The following is a 23,321-nucleotide window of genomic DNA, read 5'->3' as shown; positions in this document are numbered from 1 at the left end:
AGGTCTGTATCCTTTGGAAAAGGGGCTATCTGCATCTGGCTGCGAAATGCTTCTCATGAGATCGTCGTCGCATGAGAATTCCTCCGTGGAGACCACCTTGCGAGAGATGGAACCATTCAAAATCATCTGCGGCCCGAAAAAAATTCCTTGCTGATGGGCCCGCACGCTTAGCTCAAGGCCGCCCAAACAGCGTGACAACGCATTCTATGGATTCATCCAAAGCCACCGAGTGGATTTGGATTAAAGCATTGATTGTCAATGGTTTGAGAATTCGTTGCCTGGGCGAGTTAGGAAAGGTAATTGGCCATACAAAAAACGTTTTTTATGGATTTACTTAAATCCCATGGGAAAGATCGTCTATTTGCATACGTTTACTCGACGACAGCCCGTTTTTAGCTACTCTATGCGCCCGCTTCGCTCCGGCGTTGCTGGCTGACCCTTTATACCACCCCAGAGACCACCCTCGAAATGCTTCCCGAGCACGCTCCATTCTCCCCTGATCTGCGCCGGGCCCTTGATGGCTTGATCGCTAGCTTCACCCCCGCCCAGCGCTTTTGGCTGGGGGGATATCTTTCTGCAGGAGATGTCGGCGCAGGCACGCTCCCCAGCGCGGCTCCTGCCCTTGCCGCATCGGCAGCGCCAGTGAAGCTGACCATTCTGTATGGATCCGAATCTGGGAACTCGGAGAAGCTGGCCGACCTGTCCGCGAAGGAAGCGAAAAAGCGCGGCTTGGTGACGACGGTGAAGAACATGGCCGACATTGAGCCTTCAGCGCTGGCCAAGTTGGAGAACCTGCTCGTGATCATCAGCACCTGGGGTGATGGCGAACCCCCAGAGACAGCAGCGACCTTTTACAAGGCTTTCATGAGCGCTTCGCTGGATCTATCCAAGCTCAGCTACTCGGTCTGCGCTTTGGGTGACACTTCCTATGAGAAGTTTTGCCAGATGGGCAAAGACTTCGACGTCCGCTTGGAGACTCTCGGTGCAAAGCGTGTCCATGATCGTGTGGACTGCGATGTGCAGTATGAGAAGCCTCACCGCACTTGGCTGGAAGGCGCGCTCTCGGCTTTCACACCGGCACAACCAGTGGCATCAGCCGCACCGGCTTTTGCGATTCCGACCTTCATGGCCGTGGCCCCTCAGTATGATAAGGCCAATCCTTTTGGGGCTGAGCTGAAGGAGCGCGTGTTGCTCAATGGCAAAGGCACTGCCAAGGAGACTTGGCACTATGAGTTCTCTCTCGAAGGCTCCGGTCTCGCTTATGAACCCGGGGATGCTCTCGGCATCGTGCCCCGCAACGGGCCCGATGTGGTCGAGGATTTCCTCAAAGCCGCCAAGCTCAATGGCTCTGAAAAGGTCGAAGTTCCAGACGTCGGTGCCAAGGCACTCTCGCTGGCCCTGGAAGAGAATTTGGACATCACCGCCCTGTCCCGCTCCGTGCTGGTGAAGCTTCAGGAGGTGACCAAGTCCAAGAAACTGGCCAAGCTTCTGGAAGACGGTTCCAAAGATAAGCTGAAGGAGTATCTTTATGGTCGCGGGATCGTGGATGCGCTGGAGGACTTCGCGCCGAAGGGGCTTCCCCCTGAGACCTTGCTTTCCATTCTGCGTCCGCTGCCACCTCGCTTGTATTCCATCGCGTCCAGCCCGCTGGCGCATCAGGATGAGGTGCATCTCACCGTGGCTTCGGTGCGCTATGACAGCTATGGCCGTAAGCGCAAAGGGGTGGCCTCCACCTACCTGGCCGATTTGGTGAAGACTGAGGACAAGGTGCCGGTTTACATCCAGCATAACAAAAACTTCCGTCTGCCGGCTTCCGGTGATACACCCATCATCATGGTTGGCCCAGGAACGGGCGTCGCCCCGTTCCGTGCGTTTGTGGAGCATCGAGCCGCGCTTGAGCAGAAGGGTAAATCCTGGCTGTTCTTCGGTGATCAGCGCTACATGTTCGACTTCCTCTATCAGGTGGAGTGGCAAGATCACCTCGCCAGCGGAGCTCTGACCAAGCTGGACGTCGCCTTCTCTCGCGACCAACCTGAGAAAATCTACGTGCAGCAGCGCATGCTGGAGCGTGCCAAGGAACTCTATGCTTGGCTGGAAGACGGGGCTCACTTCTATGTGTGTGGCGATGCCAATCGCATGGCTCACGACGTGAACGATGCGCTTCTCCACATCATCGAAAAACAGGGCGGCAAATCACACGCAGCCGCAGAGGCCTACCTGGAAGACCTCAAGAAAGCCAAGCGCTATCAGCGTGACGTTTATTAATCTCTGGCAGCTCGCAAACCCAACCCCCCTGAATCCTATGAGCGAAAAGAAACTCTCCGCCAACGAAGGCATCAAAACTCGGTCGAACTACCTGCGCGGCACCATTGCCGAAGGTCTGGCCGACCTCTCCACCGGCTGCTTGTCTGAAGATGATCAGCAGCTCATCAAATTCCACGGCAGCTATCAGCAGGACGACCGCGACCTCCGCCCGGACCGCCGCAAGCACCGCTTGGAGAAGGCTTACTCCTTCATGCTGCGCATCCGCCTCCCCGGCGGCGTGTCCACCTCCGAGCAATGGTTGAAGACCGATTGGCTGGCCGACACCTTTGCCAACGGCACGATCAAGCTGACCACCCGTCAGGCCTTCCAGCTTCACGGCATCATCAAGACCAACCTGAAGCGCACGATCAAGGAGATCAACGACGTGGCCATGGACACCATCGCAGCCTGCGGTGATGTGAACCGCAACGTGATGTGCAATCCGAATCCGTTCCTTTCCAGCGTGCATGCCGACGCGCTGCAAGCGGCCAAGGACATCTCGGCTCACCTCACGCCAGCGACTCGTGCTTATCACGAGATCTGGCTCGACGGTGAGAAGGTGCAAACCTCTGAAGACGATGAGCAGGAGCCAATCTATGGCAAAACCTACCTGCCGCGTAAGTTCAAGATCACCATCGCCGTGCCGCCGAGCAACGACGTGGATATCTTCGCCAACTGCTTGTCCTTCATCGCCATCGTCGAAGACGGTAAACTCGTCGGCTACAACGTCGCCGTGGGTGGTGGCATGGGCTCGACTCATGGCAATGAAGCCACCTATCCGCGTATTGCAGATGTCATCGGCTACTGCACCAAGGAGCAGGTCGTCGATGTCGCTGAGAAGGTGGTCATGGTGCAGCGTGACTTCGGTGACCGCACAGACCGCAAACACTCCCGCTTCAAGTACACCGTAGATGATCACGGCCCCGAGTGGATCCTGGCCAAGCTGAACGAATACCTGGGTTACAACCTGGAGCCTGTGCGTGAATACAAATTCACAGACAACGGCGACCGTTTCGGCTGGGTGGAAGATGAAACAGGCGACTCTCACTATACCCTCTTTGTGGAAGGTGGCCGCGTGCTCGACACGGCTGATTACCCCATGCGTACCGGTCTGCGTGAGATCGCCAAGATCCATGACGGCGACTTCCGCCTGACTGCCAACCAGAACCTGATGATCGCCAAGATCAGCAAGGAGAAGCGCCCGCAGATTGAAGCTCTGCTCGAGAAATACGGCATGGCCAAGAGTCATGAGCGCAGCGCGTTGCGCTTGGCCACCATCGCCTGCGTGGCTCTGCCCACCTGTGCCCTGGCCCTGGCTGAAGCGGAGCGTTTCCTGCCTGAGATCGTCACCCAGCTTGAAGAGAAGCTGGAGCAAGTGGGGCTGCGTCATGACTCCATCACCATGCGTATGACGGGCTGCCCGAACGGCTGCGGTCGTCCGTTCATCTCCGAGATCGGTTTCGTTGGTTTCGGTCCGAACCGCTACAACGTTTATCTCGGTGGTGGCCACGCTGGCCAGCGTCTGAGCAAGCTGTATCGCAAAGACGTCCCCGCTTCCGAAATCAAGCCTCTCCTGGACCCCATCCTTGAGCATTACGCCAAAGAGCGTCAGGAAGGTGAGCACTTCGGTGATTTCGTCATTCGTGCCGGTTATGTGGAGAAAACCATCCAAGGGGGTGACTTCCACAAGAACATCAAGCCGGAAGCGGTAGCCTTGCAGGGCTAACCCCTTTGTTTCTTGAGCCCTGATCTGGATCAGTTCAGCTGACTTGGTCAGGGTTTTCATTTGGGGCTACCCATGCGCCGGAAGGCGGGCATATCCAATCACGAGTACAATTCTTGCCAGCAGCCAGAGCATCATGGCCAAGCTGAGAAACCTCAATCCGGTGCGGATGTGAGCGATTTTCATCTCAAGCACGCGGGCCTTGGCGTGGATTTGTTTCAGCACTTTGTCCCGCACATCGCTATTCAATTGGTCGCTGAACAGCCGCACATAAGTCTCAGCCTCCAGGCTGACGATGTCCGCCGTGAAGTAGAGATTAGGATTGGGATTCGGAGCGTGAGATTTGCCGAGTGAACGTGGGAATGCGGCTAGAAGCGCATGCCCAATGGCCATGGTGATGCTGAGCAGAAAAGCGCCGTAAACGACTAACACACACCACTCCGTGAGACGCCAATCGGTAAGGTGAGGGGACGCGAGGCCCAAGCCCAAATTGGCCACCATGGCGGCTAAAATAGCCGAGGTGCTGAGGGTGATTTGCGCCTTCAAATCGGCCCGGTTGATTTGCGCCTCGACGTCCTGGTAGAGCATGTAGATCAACCGGGTGAGATCCACCGCTGTTGAACTGACTGAGGTCAGGGAAGTGACTGGAGCTGGAGCGCTGGAGTGAACAGGCGCTGGGGGAGCGGAAACGTCGGCCATTGGAGGGATTCGCGGCCTTGTATGTGGATGTATTCGAGGGGTTAATCATGTGACGAGTTCGTCACAGCATCTCGTTGAGTCGGATTGCAAAAAGCTGGACTGAGGTGTGGCTTCTAGGGAGTTTGGGGGTATCTTAACCTCCTTTTCTCCTGAACCGATGTCTGAGTCTCTTGCTCCGTCTTTCCCCGATCTGTCTGAGCTGGGAGGCTGGCTGCCATTGTATGAGGTGGAGCGGCAGGTGCATGCCGGGAGAGATAGTGCCTTGTATCTAGGCCACCAGACAGCTCTGGACCGCATGGTGGTGATCGAGGTGATCCCTGAGCCGGGGGCTGCGGAGATTACGTCGTTGATGGATCGTTTACGAGCTCGGGCGCGCTTGGTACATCCGGGCATTTCCGCAGTGTATGACTTTGGCCGGACTCCCACAGGCTTCCTGTATCTCGTGACCGAGCATGTGGAAGGGCGCTCGCTAGGCTCCCTGATTGTCGAAAGGCAGATCAAACCGAAGAACGCTTTTCCTCTGGCGATCGAGATTTGCGAGGCTCTTCAGTTGATTCATGATCACGAACTCGCTCATGGAGCCCTTTCTCCGGCAACGGTTTTGGTCAATCAGGAAGGTCGAGCCAAACTGACCTGCATGGGAATGGCCGTCACCGAAGAGGGCGAGCTGTCGTGGCTGGAACCCTTTCAAGGCGGTGCTCATGCAGATATGCGGGATTTAGGCATCACCTTGCACTGGATGTTTGCACGCTGTGAGTTGGATGCGGATGGCAGGCTCTCCAGGGATCTGCCACCGAGCTTTGCTGCGGTCTTACGCCGCTGTTTGGGACAAGATCCGGCTCGAGAACTGCATCACCCGGCTGAGGTGGCGGAGGCGCTCCACGAGGCTTTGCGCCTGGAGCAAGCCCGGGGTGAGCCTGGAGGAAAGGCTAAGATGATCGTGGCCGCAGGCGTTAAGGCGTCGCCTAGCCAGGTGGAGTCGTCCGCGCCAACCCCACCGACATCACCTCCGCTGAAGCCAGGGAAAATGGACCCGATTGTTCGGCAACATCGGCCGAGCTTTTACCAGCGTCTGGATGCCTTTGTCTGGCGGGCGTTCAGCACCGGTCTGCATCTTTTGATTTCTCTGGTCAGCATCGGTAGTCTTGTTTTGCTCGTGCTGTTTAAAGACAGGATTGTGATCGAGCAACCTGCGGCTGAAGATGAGGTGGCGGCAGTGGAAACCATTCAGGTTGAGCCCCCCATGGAATCGCCCGTGATGGAGATGCCTGCGAAGGCCCCACCTATGATCACCGAGCCTCCACCGCCTGTTAAGCCAATCTCTGGGGGAGAGATCCAACCCGCACCGACTCCCCCCGCCCCCCCGAAGGACCCTTTGGCCGATCTTCGGGCTCAATACGTCACCGCTGTGCAGCAGGCGGCCAATCAGGCTCTGGAAACCGTGCGGCTGGATGATCTACCTTATCTTCAGAAAGAACTGCAATTGCTGCAAAACAACGGTGAAATCCCCGACGTGGATGAGCCGGGCCTGCCCGCTACCCTGAGGGCCCTGCGTCAGCGTTATCGTGAGGCTCGCATCGGCATCACTCGGTGATAGGTTTCCCATACGAAACTGCGTTTTTCTCCTGTTGCATCCGCAGGATTGATGCACTCTTTGCCATGCGTTTCGTTCTGGTCCTCAGTCTTTGTTTGGCCGTTGGTCACGGTCTGCGTGCCGCTCCGCCGGATGAATCAGGTGCAGCACCCGACAAAACGGCCGCTAAGTCTAAGGCGACCCCACCCGCGCTGAAGCCCCCACCTGAGGATGCCTACCGCCAGATGGAACTGCTGACCCGGGCCATGGAGACCATCCGCCAAAACTACGTGGATGAATCCAAGATCACCTATGAGGAGCTGGTGGAAGGGGCTCTGGAGGGCATGCTGCGTCGGCTCGATCCCCATTGCGAATACATGGGCCGCTCCTTGTTTGAGGACATGCAGCGTGAGCAGGCGGATACCTCCGAAGGCGTGGGCATCACAGTCGCTTTGCGCGAAGGCACCCTGACCATCATCACCGTTCGTGAGGATGGACCTGCCGCCCGGGCAGGAGTGCTGGCCGGGGATCAGATGGTGCGCATCGGCGAGGTGCTCACCGATAGCGTGGGCGTAGCGGAGGCGATCCAGCTCCTGCAAGGCCGTTCAGGCGAAACCATGAAGCTGACGGTCCGCCGTCCTGGCACCAAGCAGTTCCTGGAATTCAGCATTGTCCGCGAGACTCTGACGGAAACCTCGGTGCATGACTCCATGCTTCTGGTGCCCAAACTGGCCGGTGACTATAAAATTGGTTACGCTCGCATCTCTCAATACACCCATTCCACTGCTAAAGATCTGAGCGAATCTCTGGATGAGCTGGAAAAAGCGGGCATGCAGGCCTTCGTGCTGGATCTGCGCAATAACCCCGGTGGTTTGCTCGATAGCGCGGTTGCGGTTTGTGGCGAGTTTTTACCCGAGGGAACTGTGGTGGTAACGACGGAGGGACGCATCGCTTCCCAAAACCCGCCGCCCTACCGCACCCCGGTGCGCGATGGCAAAAAGCCCCGTCGTTATCCCATGGCGGTGCTCGTCAATCACGGCAGTGCCAGTGCGGCGGAGATTACCGCCGGAGCGCTCCAGGATTTGAAGCGCGCCATCGTGGTCGGCACGACCAGCTTTGGTAAGGGCTCCGTGCAGAGCATTCTGCCCATGAAAAATGGGGCCGCTATGCGTCTCACCACGGCTAAGTATTACACGCCGAGCCACCGCACCATTCACGAGCATGGTGTGGAGCCGAACATCGTCTCCGTGCTGACCACCGATGAAGAGATGAAAGTGGCCAAATGGCGCAACAGCCACGGCACCGGCGAGGCGGCTGCCATTGAGATTGCCAATCTCGGTGATAAGCAACTGGAGCGCGCCGTTGATGCCCTCAAGGGCGTGCTGGTTTTTGACACCTTTCAGGCCAAAGCTGCGCCAGTGGCTCCCCCCGATGTTCCGCGCGCCCTGCCTCTTAAAGAAGATGCGAATTGAAGATTCCGGGTTGAGGCGCGTTATCTCTTCTTTCCCATGGCAGAAGATACGACTCCCCCTCCCGCGAAACCCTCTTGGTGGCAAAATGAAGATTGGCTGGCTGTCATCGCCGCCGTGCCGTTGATCGCCGCCGTGCTCTCGGGCTGGAGCCCGTCCATTCCGAAACTCGGCTGGACCACGAGTGCTGACTTCAGCAAGGTCTTCACAGCCAGTAACTTCTCCGCCGTGGCCAGCGTCGGCTTGGTCTTTATTTTAGTGTCCGCCATCGTCTTGGCCGCTTCTTTGGGCAAGAAGGTCCTCCCTTTTATCGGCGGTGCAGCGGTGGTGTTTGCTCTTGCCATGGTGGCGCAGTTCCTTTCCGGCCAATCCACGGTGAAGGCTTGGGGCCTTGAGTATGTGATCTTTGCTCTGGCTCTAGGGCTGCTCTGGAGTCATCTCTTGCCCACGCCTGCGTGGCTGATGACTGCCGTGCGCACGGAGTTTTTCATCAAGGTCGGTATCGTCATGCTCGGGGCCTCCATCCTGTTTCAAGAGATGCTGAAAGCTGGTCTGCCGGGGCTGATCCAGGCCGCTTTCGTAATCCCTGTGGTCTGGCATATCACCTTCCGCCTCTGCCGTTGGTTGAAGGTGGACGATGAGTTCGGCGTCATGCTCTCCACCTCGGTTTCCATTTGCGGGGTTTCGGCGGCCATTGCTGCCTGTGGCGCCATCCAAGGCGATCGGAAAAAGCTCTCCTACGTCACCTCCATCGTCCTGCTCTGTGCCGTGCCGATGATGGTGCTCATGCCTCCGCTCATCAAGACCATGGGGCTCAATGACGCCGTCGGCGGAGCTTGGCTCGGAGGCACACTGGATACCAGCGGTTCTGTCGCCGCGGCTACCGAAATGATCAGCGAAGCCGCTACGAAGACCGGCACCATCGTGAAGCTTTCCCAAAACGTGCTCATCGGGTTTGCCGCCTTCTTCATTTCCATCTGGTGGACAATGCGTGGAGGAAAAGACGGCACCCAGACGGAGCGCCCCAGTGTGGGGGTGATCTGGGAGCGCTTTCCCAAATTTGTGCTCGGTTTCATCGCTGCCTCCCTGGCCTTCTCCTTCGCCATGTCTCCTGAGGAGGCCAAGGCCGCCAATGGATTCCTCAAGGGATTGCGTGAGCTGTGGTTCACCGCCGCTTTCGTCTGCATCGGCCTGGAAACTCGTCTGGGTGATCTCTTCAAGCTCGGTGGGGGCCGCCCCGCCCTCGCTTTCCTGGGCGGGCAGGCTTTCAACATCGTCTGGACACTCCTCCTCGCTTGGCTGCTCTTCGGCGGCGTGCTGATGGGCGAGTAAAATGCCAGTGTTCAGTGAGCGGTATTCAATGTTCAGTAGGCGCAATTCCCAGTGAACACTGAAAACTGCCCGCTGAAAACTGCCCCCTGTCCTCCCACCGCTCTCATCACGGGTGGTGGGGGTGATCTGGCGCAGGCTATTCGTCTGGAGTTGGAATCGCAAGGCTGGCAGGTCCATGCGCCCACTCGCACACAGATGGATGTCACGGACAAGACCCAGGTGCAGGCGGTCATGGGGGCTCTGCCTCGGCTGGATCTGCTGATTCACAATGCCGGCGTGTTGAGTGATGCCTCCATGCTGAAGATGACCGAGTCAGACTTTCAGCAGGTGCTCCAGGTGCATTTGAAAGGGGCTTTTCTCACCACCCAGGCCGCCCTGAAGCTCATGGTCAAACAGCGTCAAGGGCACATTGTCACCATCGGTTCCTTCAGTGCCCTCTCAGGACCTGTCGGGCAGGCCAACTACGCCGCTGCCAAGGCCGGACTCATCGCTTTCACCCAAAGTCTGGCCGCCGAGTATGGCCCGCGAAATATTCGCGCCAACTGCGTCCTGCCCGGTTTTCTCGATACCCGAATGACGCGAGATCTCCTGGCGAAGCACCGGCCTGAGGTGGAATCACGTCACACCCTCGGAAGGCTCAACACCGCCGAGGATGCGGCCCGTTTCATCGCCTTCCTTCATACGCTGGAAAACGTCAGCGGACAGGTCTTCCAACTCGACAGCCGGATTCATCGCTGGGGGTAACAGGCACCCGGTGCAGCCTTGCAGACTTCAAAGTCCTTCAAAAGATGGCATCTTGTCTTATTCGGGGTGAGTCATTCTCAATAAAGGTGGCTTCAGTCTCAGACTCGATCATCGAGTCGGGCCAAACAGCCATCGAGTTTGGCCAAGCAGCGATCCAGTCTGGCCACCGAGCCACCCAGGGTCGCATGCAAGCGATCGAGAGTGAGTAAATAGCGACCGAGAGTGACTATGGAACCATCCAGAGTGAGCAGGTAGCTGTTGAGGATGCTTGGGCAGACATCGAGGGTGTCCAAGCAGACATCCTGGGGTTTGAGAAAGGGAAACAGGCGAGGGACGATTTTCCGCAACGGAGCGCTTTAGCATTTACAGGATGCAAAAAAATCTGATCCAATGCCGATCCCTCCTTTTGCGTTTTAGGATGGCAAATCGGGAACTTATTTATGTTTTTCAATCCTCGCACTTTCCTCGGCTGGATGGGTCTGCTGGCGTTGGCCGTGGTCGCAGTGATTGCTTTTTCCCCCTGGGATTCGCCTTTGGCACCTCGCGCAACACCCCGACCTGAACAGGTTTCCAATAACGGTGGGCAAGGGCAGGCCCTGCCGGTTCCTGCGTCACGCTTGGGGGCGGTGGCTGAGTTCCAGGATTGGTCGGGGCGCTATCTGCGGGCGGATGCACAGCTTCGGGAGCAATTGGAAGAGCAGGGCCTTGCTCTCGCGGCAGCACGACGTCCGGTGTTTAAACAACTCATCCGCGATGATCCGCGCGAGGCCCTGGCTCAGGCAGTGCCCATGGTGGTTCGGCAAAAACTCCCTGCGAGCATCCTGGCGCAGTTGGAGGATCGCGTGAACGACACCGGCGTGCTGCGCGTGTATCGAGGGCGCACCGTGGCGGGTGAGCCGGTGAGCAAACACGTGGCGGAATTGCAAAACGGCAAGACCTACTCGGCCCATGTGTATGGACGACGTGCGGAAAAGCTCACTTGGACACCGAGCGCCTCCCTGAACGGCGTGGCCCTGGATTCGGACTTCGCGATCAACGAAGATCCTATGCGTGTTCTGGAGGCCGGGGAGGTGCCAAACCCAGAAAAGCCTGCCGTCGCGGTCTGCCCAGTTTCCGGCAGAGAATCCGTGGCAGCCGAAGAAGCGGCAGAGCCCGTGCCGGAGGATACGCCCGTCGTGGAGACGGCTGAAGAAGTCGTCTATCTCTGCAATGGCACCCATGTGGTGCTGTATAGGGAGACGCTGATCATGGCCGAAGGCAGCACAGGGGGACCCACCGCTTTCACCGGCATCCTCCCCTCTGCCCCCACGCCCTCCATGGGGGTGGTCCGGGTGATCTACATCCCCACCACCTATGCCGACCAAAGCGCCGTGCCCGCCACGGAGGCCACGGCCTACCAAATGATGCGGGATGTGAGTGACTATTACGCCACCAACTCCTACGGTCGGCTGACGCTGCTCACCACGGTCACACCTCCGGTGAAGCTCCCACATACCGAAAACTGGTATATCCAGCGCGATACCTCCAACGGCGGTGACATCGATGGCGAAGGGGTCAGCATGGCCCACGCCCGTGAAGAGGCAAAGAAGCTGGGCTACGACTACACCAACTTTGACTGCACCGTCATGCGTCACAACGGTGGCCCTGGCTCCTACGGTGGCCTTGGTGGAGGCAGCACGGTGTGGATTCGTGGCGATGGAGCCGCGCTGACAGCCCATGAAGTCGGACATGCTTTCGGGCTTGGCCACTCGAACTTCTGGGACACGGCCGGAACCAGTGCGGTGGGGGCGGGGACCAATCAGGAATATGGAGATGTCTATGATGTGATGGGTGGGGGCGGTGTGCCTAACGAGCATTACAATTCGCAGGCCAAGAGCCAGATCCGCTGGCTGCCGCGTGGGAACATCGAAGACATCACACAGACTGGGCTGTATCGTCTCTATGCTTATGACCAACCGACGCTGGAACCGACCAAGCGTTATGCCTTGAACATCACCAAGGATGCTCAGCGCGTTTATTGGGGGGAACTGCGACAGGTCTATACCGGTAGCACCACACGCCCCTGGGCCGACAAGGGCCTCTTGTTAGGCTGGCGCTATCCCAGCGGCAGTGGCGGCAACCTGCAACGCATCGACACGACTCCGGGCTCGCCGTTTGGAAAAGATGATGCGGCGATTTCCCTCGGGCGCACCTTTAGCGATACCGACAGCGGCATTCACATCACCACCGTCGCGGTCAATACTGACACCACACCGAAGAGCGTGGACGTGCAGGTGAATCTGGGACAGTTCAGCACGAACCAGGCACCAACTCTGAGCCTGGCGGCCTCCGCCGAAGTGGTTCCAGTGAATGCTACGGTGACCTTCACCGCCACGGCCAACGATGCCGATGGAGACGAACTGGCCTTTTCCTGGCAGCACTTCGGCGATGCCAACTACAAGGTGGTGGACGCCAATGCGCCGGTCATCACACGGACCTTTGCCACGGCAGGCTCCTATCTCGTTGCTTGCACGGTCAGCGACATGAAGGGCGGCACGGCCACCCGACATCAATTGATCATCGTCGGCAATGGCAATGGTCGTTTCATCATCTCAGGCCGGGTGACTCAGGGGGGACAAGGCTTAGCCAATGTGGTGGTCACGGCCAACAGTGCCAATGGGGTGATCACCGACAGTGACGGCTACTATTCGATTCCGAACCTGACCGCCACCACCTATTCCATGACGCCGTTGCTCTATGGCTATTCGTTTTCGGAGCTGTTTAACAACAACGTGACGGTGGGGCCCAACTTCACCGGAGCGGACTTCGATGCTTCCACTTCTGCCGGTGTGACTTTGACGGTGGATGTGGCTGAGGCCGCGGAGAATGTGGCCGCCGTGTCCGCGCGTTTCACCCTGACTCGCACGGGTGATCTGAGTGCGGATCTCATCGTGAATATGAACCCCGTGCAGGGCGGAGCGACGCGTGGCGCGGATTACCAGTTCTCCCCCGATTACGTCGCTGGCAGCCAAGGTTTCATCACTTTCACCATCCCTGCAGGGGAGGCTTCGTTAGCGGTGGATGTGGTGCCGATTGACGACAATGCCGAGGAAGGTCCTGAAACGGTGCTGATGGAGTTAGGTCAGAGCACCGCCTACATCTTGGGAGCGAATACGCGTGGCACTTTGGTGATCCACGACAACGACACCACCTTGCCCAAAGTCAGCCTAACCAGTGTGAACGCCTCGACCCTTGAGGGATCGGGTGAGCCTGCAGTACTGAAGCTGACCCGCAGTGGTCCTGTGGATGCGGCCTTATCCATTCCCATTGCACGCAGTGGCACGGCGAGCATGGGGCCTGACTATGCACTGCTGATTCCCTCCATAACGATTCCGGCTGGAGCCGAATCGACGACGTTTCAAATCTCCCCGGTGAATGACAATGTCGCGGAGGCTTTGGAAACCGTGATCGTCAAGATCACCAGCGGCGTCAATCATCTGGCCGACCCACTCGCCAATGCTGTCACAGTCAGCATCGTCGATGATGATGTCCAGATTGTGAATGTATCTGCGGGTGATGCTCAAGGTGCTGAGGTGAATCTCGCTCTGCCAGACACTCAAGCGGACACAGCGTCCTTCATCGTCACCCGCAGCGGCGATATCAGCAAGGATCTCACCGTTTATTACTCCGTCTCAGGCACTCACAACAATGGTGTCCCTGCCACCCATGGTGTCGATTATGACGCGCTCCCAGGTTCGTTGGTGATCCCTGCGGGTCAAACCCGTGCCAGTGTCACCATCCTCCCTCGATATGATGAAGTGGGAGAAGGCACTGAAAACGTGCTGCTCAGGCTGGGCTCAGGCTCCACCCTGTATCAAGTCGGCGAGGCCTCCAGTGCCGTGATCACGATTCTGGATCATCCAGGGGATACACCGCAAGTGGATGTGGTCCAGACCGCGAATGCAGCCGAGCCATCCACGAACGGGAACTTCCGAATCACGGCTCGTGGTGCTGGAACGGGCACCCTGACGGTCAACTACACCATCACTGGCACAGCCACCAGTGGCGTGGATTTCACGGCTCTCTCCGGCAGCACCACGCTCACTTTGGCCGACGGTGTGCCGGTCGTGAGCAACCTCTCGGTAGTGCCTCTCGCCGATAGTTTGCCAGAAGAGTGGGAGACGGTCACGCTGACGATTACGCCTTCAAGTCAGTATCAAAGTTTCGGACCCACGAGTTCGGCCACCTTGAGAATTCTCGATGATGAACAACCCACGGTGTTTGTGGATGCTCAGGTCGGTACATCCGGCAACGCCTATACCGCGACAGAAGGCACGACGAGTAACCCCACCAAGTTTTGGATCAGTCGTGACGGACCGCAAAATGTGGCGGTTACAGTGAACTACACCCTGAGCGGCACCGCCACGAATGGCGTGGATTACAACACCTTGAGCGGGACGGTGGTCATTCCATCCGGAACGCAAGGAGTGGATGTGCCTGTGGTGATCACCAATGACTCCGCCTTTGAAGGCACGGAGACTATCATCCTCAACCTCAGCGCTGGAAGTTATGCCATCGGCAATGACAGCGCGAAGATTCTCATCACCGACAATGAAACGAGCACCCAACTGGTTAGCTTTGATAGCTCGGGGTCGGTTGGCTCAGAAAATGTCGGGCAAGTTTCTATCCCGGTTTCACTCACAAACGCCGCCACGACACCGACGACCGTGGATTATGAAATCGACGGAGGTATTGTCGGTTCAAGCCGCTCCGGCATGAACAGCACCACATTTGTCAATGCTCCACCCTATTGGGTGCGTGCCGTGCGTGATGGCAGCAGCATGACGAGCTTTATATCCTTCGATGGCACGACTTGGCGGCAGGTGGCGGGTTCTGTGACCAATAACATGAGCACCAGCAATTATCTGGTGGCTCTCGTTGCGGGTTCCGGCACCAGCGGGCAAGCGGCGGCGGTGACTTTTGACAACGTTAGCATCACCAACTTGGCACTGGGCGCGTCGGCCTCTGCGAGCCCCACCCATTTGACGATTGGCACGACCAATCCCGGTTCGACCAGCAGCCTGAGTAATGGCACCTACACCTTCAGTGCGGGGAATCCGGGTTTCAGCTCGAGCCAATCGAGCGATAACATCCGCACGGCTTACTTCACCATCAATGGCACTTCACCGACCTGCACGATCACAGCACGTGTCGTCTCCATGAGCGGAGGCGGCAATTCGACCCGCGCTGGCGTGATGTTCCGTGAAAGCATCGGAGCGAGTGTGCGCTACTACGCCTCACTGATGGCGTTGGACAACCGCTTCTACATTTACTCACGCAATACCCCCGGGTCTAACAATACGTATCACACTCAATTTGCCATGCTGAAAAAGCCCGCTTGGGTTCAGCTTCAGCGAGTGGGGGAAACCTTCACGGCCTCCATGTCGAATGATGGCTCAAGCTGGACCACCGTGGGGAACAGTCAGACCGTCGCTTTATCTTCCGAGATGCTTGTTGGCCTTGCCGTCTCGGCACGCTTGGATGGTTCCGTCAGTGACGCCACGTTTGACAATGTCTCCCTCACACCCGCACCACCGGGAGGCATTCGATTCGTCAAGCGCTCCATCGGCTTTGTGTTGGCCGAAGGCAGCTATCAACAGAATGGAGGCACCCATGCTCTGAGTGGCAGCGGAGCCAGCATCGGAGGAAACGTCGATGAATGCGAGTTCGCGGCGATGCCGATCTCTGGTGACTTCACGTTGATCGCTCGCGTGACCAGCCACGATGGCGGCACCTGGAATGCTCAAGCGGGTGTCATGGCTCGCGAAAGCGCACACATGAATGGCCGCATGTTTTATTGCGGGTCTCAGCTCAATGAAGGCGGCGAGTTCATCTATCGCCTACGTCCTCTGACAGATGCGGCGGGCAGCGGCTTGGATCATGATTTGATCAACGGCGTGTTGCATTTCGGCATCGGTGAGCAAACGAAGAACCTCGTTTTTAACGTTATCGATGATACCATTCACGAAGACACCGAGAAGCTGAACATCGCGCTGAGGAATCCTTATGGAGCGCAGCTTGCCAGCGCCAACACCGTGTTTACCTACACCATTGAGGACAACGATGCGCCGTCTTCGGTGCCGTATGTCGGTTTTGCTTCAGCGGCTTCGAGTGGAGTTGAATCGAGTGTGGGGCAGCAGGTCCTTGTGACGCTGAGTTCGCCAGCCATGACTGCCATCAGTGTGGGCTATACCATGGCCGAGGGAATCGCGACGAATGCGGACTTCGTCTCCGCTTCCGGCACCCTGCAATTCGCAGCGGGGGAAACGGTGAAAAGCATTCCCCTGACTCTGGTGAACGACAGTCTGGCCGAGTCCGATGAGACTTTCTCCCTGACGCTTGCCAACCCGACAGGCGCTCGACTGGGCAGCCTCGATCTTCATACTTTCACCATCATTGATGATGATAAGCCGGTGATCACTCTCGTTGCCACCGATCCGCTGGCATCAGAAGCTGATTTGGATCCTGGGGAGTTTACCTTTTATCGAACCGGCCCAACCGATAGTTCGCTAACCGTTTATTACACCGTGGGCGGCACGGCTTCGACGAATTCAGATCGCACCGGAGTCGGCACGAGCGTGACCTTTCAGCCAGGATTCAATTACACGCGTCGATTGGTCACGCCGCTCCAAGACACGGCGAACGAAGGTCCGGAAACGACGATCCTCACGATAAGTGTCGATGCGGCTTACATCGTCGGCTCGCCATCTTCCGCAACAGTCACCATCGCGGATGACGATCGCAGCACCGTCACGCTGGTGGCGAGCGATCCCGATGCCTCAGAGACTTCAGGAAATCCCGGTGAATTTACCCTCACACGAACCGACCCCATCACCAGTTCCTTGACGGTGAACCTGACGCGCACGGGCACAGCGACCAATGGCACGGATTACACCTCCATCGGTTCCACCGTGACCTTCACCGCTAATCAAAGCAGTCGAACGATTGCTGTCGTGCCTGTGGACGATTCGATCACGGAAGGGCGTGAAGTCGTGACGCTCCAGCTTGCTTCGGGGAGCTATGATATCGGAGGTGAGGGCTATGATGATGTGTCTATTGAAGACAATGACAGTCCTCCGGTGGTGTTCATCTCAGGCCCCACGGCGCAAGGTCCGCTGATTGCTGAGGGCAATGGCATCGTCGTCACCGCGACCGCTACCGATGACGGCTTTCCAACAGCGCTCGCTTATGCATGGAGTTGTGTCAGTGGACCGGGCCAGGCTTCGTTTGAAACGCCCACCGCTCTCAGCACCGCAGTGAGTTTCACGCAGCCCGGAACCTACGTGCTGCGGTGCAGCGTCACGGACACTCAATTCACCGTCAGTGATCAGGTCACTGTGGTGGTGGGTGCCTCATTGGCCGGAGCGACTTGGATCACACAAGACCTGGGGCCAACGACAGCGCGGCGAGGGGCAGGCCTGGAAAAAGACGGCGTCTTTACCCTGCAAGGCACCGGGGCGGGTTATGCCTCAACGAATAACGATACCGCGCATGTCATGGTGCGTCAGGCCGATGGGGATGGCAGTGTGGTGGTGCGGTTAACCGCGCTCACCGGTGCTACGACTCCATTGGCCGGTGTGACCATGCGTGAAACGCTGATGCGAGGCTCTAAGCGTGTGGTCTTGGGCTATCTCAGTGGGACGGGCTTGCAGATGCGAACCCGGAGCACGGTGAGCACGTCCGATACCCTCACGGCCTCCGTGCCGGGTATCGTGCCCCCTGTCTGGTTAAAGCTCGAGCGTGAGGCTGCGACGGGAAACATTTCCGGCAGCTATGCGCCCGATGTCGGAGGTTCACCAGGAGCCTGGGTACCTGTAGGCACAGCGAGTGCGCTTTATACGACCCCACGAAGCTCGCTTGGCCTAACAACAACCAGCAATACTTCATCAGCTCTTGCGACAGCCACCTTTGAGCAGATGACTCTTACGCCCACCGCTTCAGGGCCTGCATTGATGGCGGAAGAATCCAACGTCTCACCTAACATGCCGGGCACCTTCAGCGAGAGCAACGGCACCTATACGATTGCGGGCAGTCCAACCGGCGTGTTTTATGGCTGGCAATTCAATGGCGATCTCATGGTCACCGCGAAGCATGCGAGTGCCACCAGCGGCGCGGGCAGCGCCACAAGCGGGATCTGCATACGTGAGTCGAATGATGGCGGAGCCCGTGTGCAGGTGGGGCGTATCCCAACGAGTGCCTACAGTGGCTATTTCTGGACCAGCATTGCAGGTGGAAGCAATACCGGGGTGCCGAGCTTCACCCAGGCGACGCGTTGGGTCCGCCTCATCCGGCGTGGCAATACGATCACGGGTTTTCATGCGCCTGACGTCGGGGGCTCTCCCGGCACCTGGGCTCAGATTGGCCAGCCTCAGACCGTCATCATGACAACGCCCGTCATGGTGGGTTTCAGTGTCAATAATAACAGCGGTGTGGGCTACAACACCGTTACGTTCAGCAATCTGAGCATTGTGCCGCTGAATAAAGCGCCTGTGATCAGCATGGCCACAAGCGCCACCTATCCCTTTGGCTTCAACCCTCTGGACGCCACGGTCACCGACGATGGTTTCCCGCTCCCTGCTCAGCTAACCACCCAGTGGAGCCATCGTGAAGGGCCTGTTGCGGTCACTTTCACGGATGCCAATGCTGTGGATACCCAAGCCTTCTTGGGCACCTCGGGAAACTATCGGATTCGCCTACAGGCGGATGATTCAAGTGTGGTCAGCTTCCGCGATTGGCTCCTGCAAGTTGAAGGTAGTCCATTCGAGCTGTGGCAGGCTCAGCACTGGGAAGGCTATCTCAACGATCCAGATGCCGCTGAGGATAGGGACCCTGACTTTGATGGGCAGGTCAACCTGCTAGAGTATGCTTTTGGAATTCGTCCCACGATCACGGATCCTTCACCGGTGGAGTTTGGCACGACCATCGTCGGCGAGGATGAATACCTCTGCATCACCGTGCCGAAGAACCCCGATGCGACGGATGTGACCTTCACGGTTCAAGCCTCCGATGATCCCGGCGAGCCCATGCGCTGGAGTAGCGATGGACTGGTGACGGAGGTGAATACCAGCACGCAGCTTCGGGTGCGTGACCATGTGCCTTTGGGTAGCCAGCGTCATCGGTTCATGCGGGTGAAGGTCAACCGATAACGCTAGCCGTGCGGGTATTCACCAGCGCCTATCTCCATCCGGGGTTTATCTTAATGCTCAGTATGGTATGAGGTGTCTTGATGGGAGTGTTAAAGGTGTCGCCTAATTCTTGATAGGTGTAGAAACGGACTTTTCTCTTCACGGTTTCCCCCAATCCTGGTATTCATCGTCCCCTCTCTCGCACCTACGCCAAAAGGATCTCCATTGGAATGAACATGAAACCAGTCACCTTGTTTACCCTAAACGCTCTCCGCGCAGCGACGCTGATCTCTGGCCTTATGCTGGGCATGGCCAATTCGGAAGCCGCAGCCCAGGCTGGTGCTAGCCGCCTGTGGACCAACCAGGATGGCCGCAGCGTGACGGCTGAACTGGTGGAAGTCTCTGGTCCGAATGTGGTCCTGAAACTCTCCAACGGCGTGCAGAGCGCGGTGCCTGTGAGCAACCTGTCCAGACCGGATCAGGACTTTATCCGAAATTGGCAGAGTCGGCCTTCAGAGACCCCAGCCTCGATGTCTCTCGTCTGGCCTGCTGGGGTCGTCACCGTGGATCCTAAATCCATCGCGGTGACGGTGGGTAAAGAAGATCCCGCTGCACGCCAGTTTCATTATCAATCCGGGACCTTTGAGTTCATCACGACAGCTCCCCTGGCAGGCTCAGTGATGTCCGAAGTGGCTTCAGACTTTGAGTTGATCAAGACCGCTTTTTCGAAATTACCCTGGGCCTGGGAACCTCGGCCCAAAGAGGGCAAGCTTTTCCAGATCTATCTCACCGAGACGGAGGATGATTACATTGCCATGGGAGGAGATGACCGGTCCTCTGCCATGTCCAAGAATGACAAGACGTTCATCAAATTCAAGGCGCTGGGGCTGAAGAAAGTCGGCGCTCGATATCAATACGATTCCCGACAAAAGGAACCAGGACGCGTGGCGGGTGTGACCACGAGAGTTATGTATTGGGACGTGCGCGGGCGGATGTCTCCCTGGACTGCGAATGGGCTTGAGTCGTTCATGCGTCATCTCGCTTATCAAAGCAATGGCACCATTCAATTCACTGCCCTCGAAAGCACTCTGAAAAAAGAGATCAAAGAGCAGATGGGATATGGTGTGGATCTCAGTGTGCGAAGAATGCTAACTTACATGCACGACACCTGGGACAATCGTGATAACTCGAACGTGGTGAAAAAGCTGCTGGAGCGCAAGTTGGACGCCATCCTATTAACCTACTACTTCGGTTACCTGGATGGAGATGGAACAGGGGCGGGGCTTCACCGTTATTTCTCCAAGGTCTTCAAGCAAGATAAAGCTTCGTCGGCAGCATTATCCAAGCAGCTTATGGAGGAACTGATCGCAGGTCGCAGCGATGACCAAATTGGGCAGGACATGGTGACAAAGTTTGAAGCTATCGGCATCAAACTGTCTCCGTAAGAACCCAAGCGCACCTCTGCTGCCAACGTTTAAGAGTAAGCTGGCTTGATCGAATGATCCGCAGATAACGCCGTGAGCTTAATCATGAGATTGGATGAAATGAGCTGGCCTCAGGGCCGTTGACAGGCCCATGCACCTTCGCAGTCTTCTGTTCCATGCTCTTCTTTCTCCTTTGGTGGCTTTCGCGGCGGATCAGCCCAACCTGATTCTCATCAACATTGATGATCTGGGCTATGCGGATATCGGTCCGTTCGGTTCGACCAATGCCACACCGAACCTGGATCGGATGGCGAAGGAAGGGATGAAGCTGACGAGCCACTATGCGGCTCCGGTGTGCAGTCCGTCGCGGGCGTCCATGCTGACGGGGTGTTATCCGAAGCGTGTGCTGCCCATTCCTCACGTGCTGTTTCCTTCGTCGTCGGTGGGTTTGAATCCTGAGGAGGAAACCATCGCGGAAGTGCTCAAAGCGGCAGGATACAAGACTGCCTGTGTGGGCAAGTGGCATGTGGGGGATCAGCCTGAGTTCATGCCGACAGCCCAGGGGTTCGATAGCTACTACGGCCTGCCTTATTCCAATGACATGGGACCTGCGGATGAAGGTGCTAAGAGCAATCCAGGGGAAGACCGCAAAGCCGCGACGAAACGGAAGCTGCCCGCCAATAACACGGGGATCGATGAAACCGGTATCAAGGGCTATGCGCAGCCGCCGCTGCCGCTGGTGGAAAACGGGAATGTGATCGAGCGTGTGAAGGCGGAGGAACAGCACACCATCACCAGCCGCTACACAGACAAGGTGTGCGACATCATCCGCGCCAACAAGGAAGGGCCGTTCTTCATCTACATGCCACACACAGCGGTGCATTTCCCTCTATATCCCGGCAAGGAATTCATGGGTAAGTCGCCGAACGGATTGCTCGGCGACTGGGCCCAGGAAGTGGACTCGAGCGTGGGTAAGATCCTGGACCTGCTGCGCGAACTGAAGCTGGATGGCCAGACGTTGGTCGTCTTCACCAGTGACAATGGCGGAGCGCTGAACCACGGCTCGAACAATCAGCCTCTGCGCGGCTCCAAAGGCCAGACCTACGAAGGAGGCATCCGCGTCTGCACCCTGGCCTGGTGGCCTGGGCATGTGCCTGCGGGAGCCAGCACGGGGGAGATCACCGCGCACATGGATTGGCTGCCCACCTTTGCTTCTCTGGCGGGGGCCAAGCTGCCTGTGCGCAAGCTGGACGGCAAGGACCTGACGCCCCTTTTGCAGGCCAAGAGCGGAGCCACGGGTCATGATGTGTTCTATTACTACCGAGGCTTCAAGATGGAGGCCATCCGCTCGGGGGATCTGAAACTGCACCTGGATAAAGGGGATCTGTATAACCTAAAGTCTGACATCGCCGAGTCCACCAACCTTGCCGAAGATCAGCCCGATGAAGTGAAGCGCTTGCGAGCCTTGGCGGAGGTGATGAAGGACGACCTTGGTCTGGATGGGGCCGAGGCTCCTGGCGTGCGTCCGCTGGGCCGTGTGGCCCATCCAGAGCCGCTCATCCATACCGACGGCACCGTGCGTGCAGGCTACAACGGGGTGGCGAAGACGCTGCCATGAGAAGGCTGAAGTCAGATCACGCCCTACCCGTCACCACAATCCATCCATTCACTTGCCTAACCGATCATGATCAAGCCTCTGCTCGCCAGCGTTTTCCTCGCCTCCAGTCTCTTCGCCGCTGATGGTCCGCTGCTCAAAGACGACTTCTCCAACCCCAAGCTGGAGAGCCGCCGCGCGTCCCGAGGGGAGTGGAGGTTTGCGGATCACACCGCCACCTGCACCCAGGACGATGAACTCTACAAGAAGTTCAAGGATCATGGCCCGATCATCTTCTATGACCTCGCTTATGAGAATGCGACCCTCCGCTTCAGCTACAAGGCGGATGCGGCGGTGAAGGCTCTGGTCTTCACCGCCAATGGCACCGAGGGGCATGTCTTCCGGTTCCTCACCAGCCCCAAGGGGACGGGCATCCGTGCCTTCCCGGCGGATGACAAGGACCACAAATCCATCTCCCTGGGCAATGAGAGCCCCACCTTGACGCCCGGCGAGTGGATCCCTGTGGTGGTGACGCTGAAGGGTTCTCAAGCCACCGTGAAGATCGGCGACTTCGAGAAAACCTACGAGCATCCCAGCCTGGCCCGCCCCAAGTCCAACCTGAGCATCGGCTTCAGCTTCGGCACGGTCAGCGTGAAGGATGTGGTGGTGGAGTCATTGGCTAAGGAGTGAAACCCTCCCGGCCTTGGCAGCACGACGCAGGGCCGTCGCCCCCTCAAGGGGGCGTGATGGGATTGACCTCACTCTTGACTGGACAGACCACCCAGTTTGCAGATCAGCTCCCAGTGTTTCTTTTCCACGGGCGTAATGGAAAGACGATTGCCACGGCGGAGGGTGAGTAGATCGGCCAGCTTGGGTTCCTCGCGTAGCATGTCCAGGGTGACGAAGGTTTTGAAGTCCTGCTCCCACTTCACGTCCACCATCAGCCAGCGGGGCTCCTCGGGTTTGCTGCCTTTGTCGAAGTATTCGGAGGACGGGTCAAACTGAGTGTGATCGGGGTAGGCCTCCTTGGCGATCTTCACAATCCCCGCGATCCCCGGCACGGGGCAACTGCTGTGGTAAAAGAACCCCAGATCTCCGAGGGCCATCTCATCCCGCATCATGTTGCGCACCTGATAATTGCGCACGCCATTCCAGGGTTCGGTTTTCTTCGGGCGCTTTTTCAGGTCGTCGAAGGAGAAGACGTCGGGTTCGGATTTGAGCAGCCAGTAACGCATGAGGGAGCCAATACACGGCTTGATGAGAAAGGGAATGCCGAAAATGAGGCCCCCAGGTGG

General features: G+C 57.8%; 13 protein-coding genes. 10 read left to right on the top strand and 3 right to left on the bottom strand.

Annotated features, from left to right (window positions below):
• The first annotated feature begins 468 nt into the window (after nt 1–468).
• Complete coding sequence (locus B5D61_RS06295; RefSeq protein ID WP_078812467.1) at nt 469–2,265, top strand: assimilatory sulfite reductase (NADPH) flavoprotein subunit; 1,797 nt, start codon at nt 469–471, stop codon at nt 2,263–2,265.
• 37 nt (nt 2,266–2,302) lie between these two features.
• Nucleotides 2,303–4,030: an NADPH-dependent assimilatory sulfite reductase hemoprotein subunit gene (locus tag B5D61_RS06290; RefSeq protein WP_078812466.1), complete on the top strand. Its 1,728-nt coding sequence runs from the start codon at nt 2,303–2,305 to the stop codon at nt 4,028–4,030.
• A 66-nt stretch (nt 4,031–4,096) separates the two neighbouring features.
• Here the strand turns inward: B5D61_RS06290 and B5D61_RS06285 are convergent, their stop codons facing one another.
• Nucleotides 4,097–4,726 (bottom strand): Pycsar system effector family protein, encoded by a 630-nt coding sequence (locus tag B5D61_RS06285; RefSeq protein WP_078812465.1) that lies wholly within the window; start codon nt 4,724–4,726, stop codon nt 4,097–4,099.
• Nucleotides 4,727–4,883: 157 nt separating this feature from the next.
• Between B5D61_RS06285 and B5D61_RS06280 the strand changes: the two genes are divergently transcribed.
• The 4 genes from B5D61_RS06280 (at nt 4,884) to B5D61_RS06265 (ending at nt 9,844) form a co-directional block, all read left to right on the top strand.
• Entirely contained in the window at nt 4,884–6,320 is a 1,437-nt protein-coding gene (locus tag B5D61_RS06280; protein WP_078812464.1) for a protein kinase domain-containing protein, read from the top strand.
• A 65-nt stretch (nt 6,321–6,385) separates the two neighbouring features.
• Nucleotides 6,386–7,771 (top strand): S41 family peptidase, encoded by a 1,386-nt coding sequence (locus tag B5D61_RS06275; RefSeq protein ID WP_078812463.1) that lies wholly within the window; start codon nt 6,386–6,388, stop codon nt 7,769–7,771.
• Nucleotides 7,772–7,807: 36 nt separating this feature from the next.
• Complete coding sequence (locus B5D61_RS06270) at nt 7,808–9,100, top strand: YeiH family protein (protein ID WP_078812462.1); 1,293 nt, start codon at nt 7,808–7,810, stop codon at nt 9,098–9,100.
• A 51-nt stretch (nt 9,101–9,151) separates the two neighbouring features.
• Complete coding sequence (locus B5D61_RS06265; RefSeq protein WP_245846481.1) at nt 9,152–9,844, top strand: SDR family oxidoreductase; 693 nt, start codon at nt 9,152–9,154, stop codon at nt 9,842–9,844.
• Between the two features lie 98 nt (nt 9,845–9,942).
• Here the strand turns inward: B5D61_RS06265 and B5D61_RS06260 are convergent, their stop codons facing one another.
• Nucleotides 9,943–10,137 (bottom strand): hypothetical protein, encoded by a 195-nt coding sequence (locus tag B5D61_RS06260; RefSeq protein ID WP_217698926.1) that lies wholly within the window; start codon nt 10,135–10,137, stop codon nt 9,943–9,945.
• Between the two features lie 147 nt (nt 10,138–10,284).
• Between B5D61_RS06260 and B5D61_RS06255 the strand changes: the two genes are divergently transcribed.
• From B5D61_RS06255 to B5D61_RS06240, 4 genes are all read left to right on the top strand, one after another.
• Nucleotides 10,285–19,029: a Calx-beta domain-containing protein gene (locus B5D61_RS06255; RefSeq protein ID WP_078812460.1), complete on the top strand. Its 8,745-nt coding sequence runs from the start codon at nt 10,285–10,287 to the stop codon at nt 19,027–19,029.
• A gap of 215 nt (nt 19,030–19,244) precedes the next feature.
• The gene (locus B5D61_RS06250; RefSeq protein ID WP_176159254.1) at nt 19,245–20,453 is read left to right on the top strand and encodes an SHD1 domain-containing protein; all 1,209 of its coding nucleotides are present in this window, start codon (nt 19,245–19,247) and stop codon (nt 20,451–20,453) included.
• A gap of 130 nt (nt 20,454–20,583) precedes the next feature.
• Nucleotides 20,584–22,050: a sulfatase family protein gene (locus B5D61_RS06245; RefSeq protein WP_078812458.1), complete on the top strand. Its 1,467-nt coding sequence runs from the start codon at nt 20,584–20,586 to the stop codon at nt 22,048–22,050.
• A gap of 66 nt (nt 22,051–22,116) precedes the next feature.
• Complete coding sequence (locus B5D61_RS06240; RefSeq protein ID WP_078812457.1) at nt 22,117–22,716, top strand: hypothetical protein; 600 nt, start codon at nt 22,117–22,119, stop codon at nt 22,714–22,716.
• Between the two features lie 68 nt (nt 22,717–22,784).
• On the opposite strand, the gene B5D61_RS06235 is transcribed toward B5D61_RS06240, so the two are convergent.
• Nucleotides 22,785–23,261: an EVE domain-containing protein gene (locus B5D61_RS06235; RefSeq protein WP_078812572.1), complete on the bottom strand. Its 477-nt coding sequence runs from the start codon at nt 23,259–23,261 to the stop codon at nt 22,785–22,787.
• Nucleotides 23,262–23,321 lie beyond the last annotated feature (60 nt).

It is taken from the genome of Prosthecobacter debontii (genome assembly GCF_900167535.1).
Classification (GTDB): domain Bacteria; phylum Verrucomicrobiota; class Verrucomicrobiia; order Verrucomicrobiales; family Verrucomicrobiaceae; genus Prosthecobacter; species Prosthecobacter debontii.
This window is presented reverse-complemented; position numbering and strand designations above follow the sequence as displayed.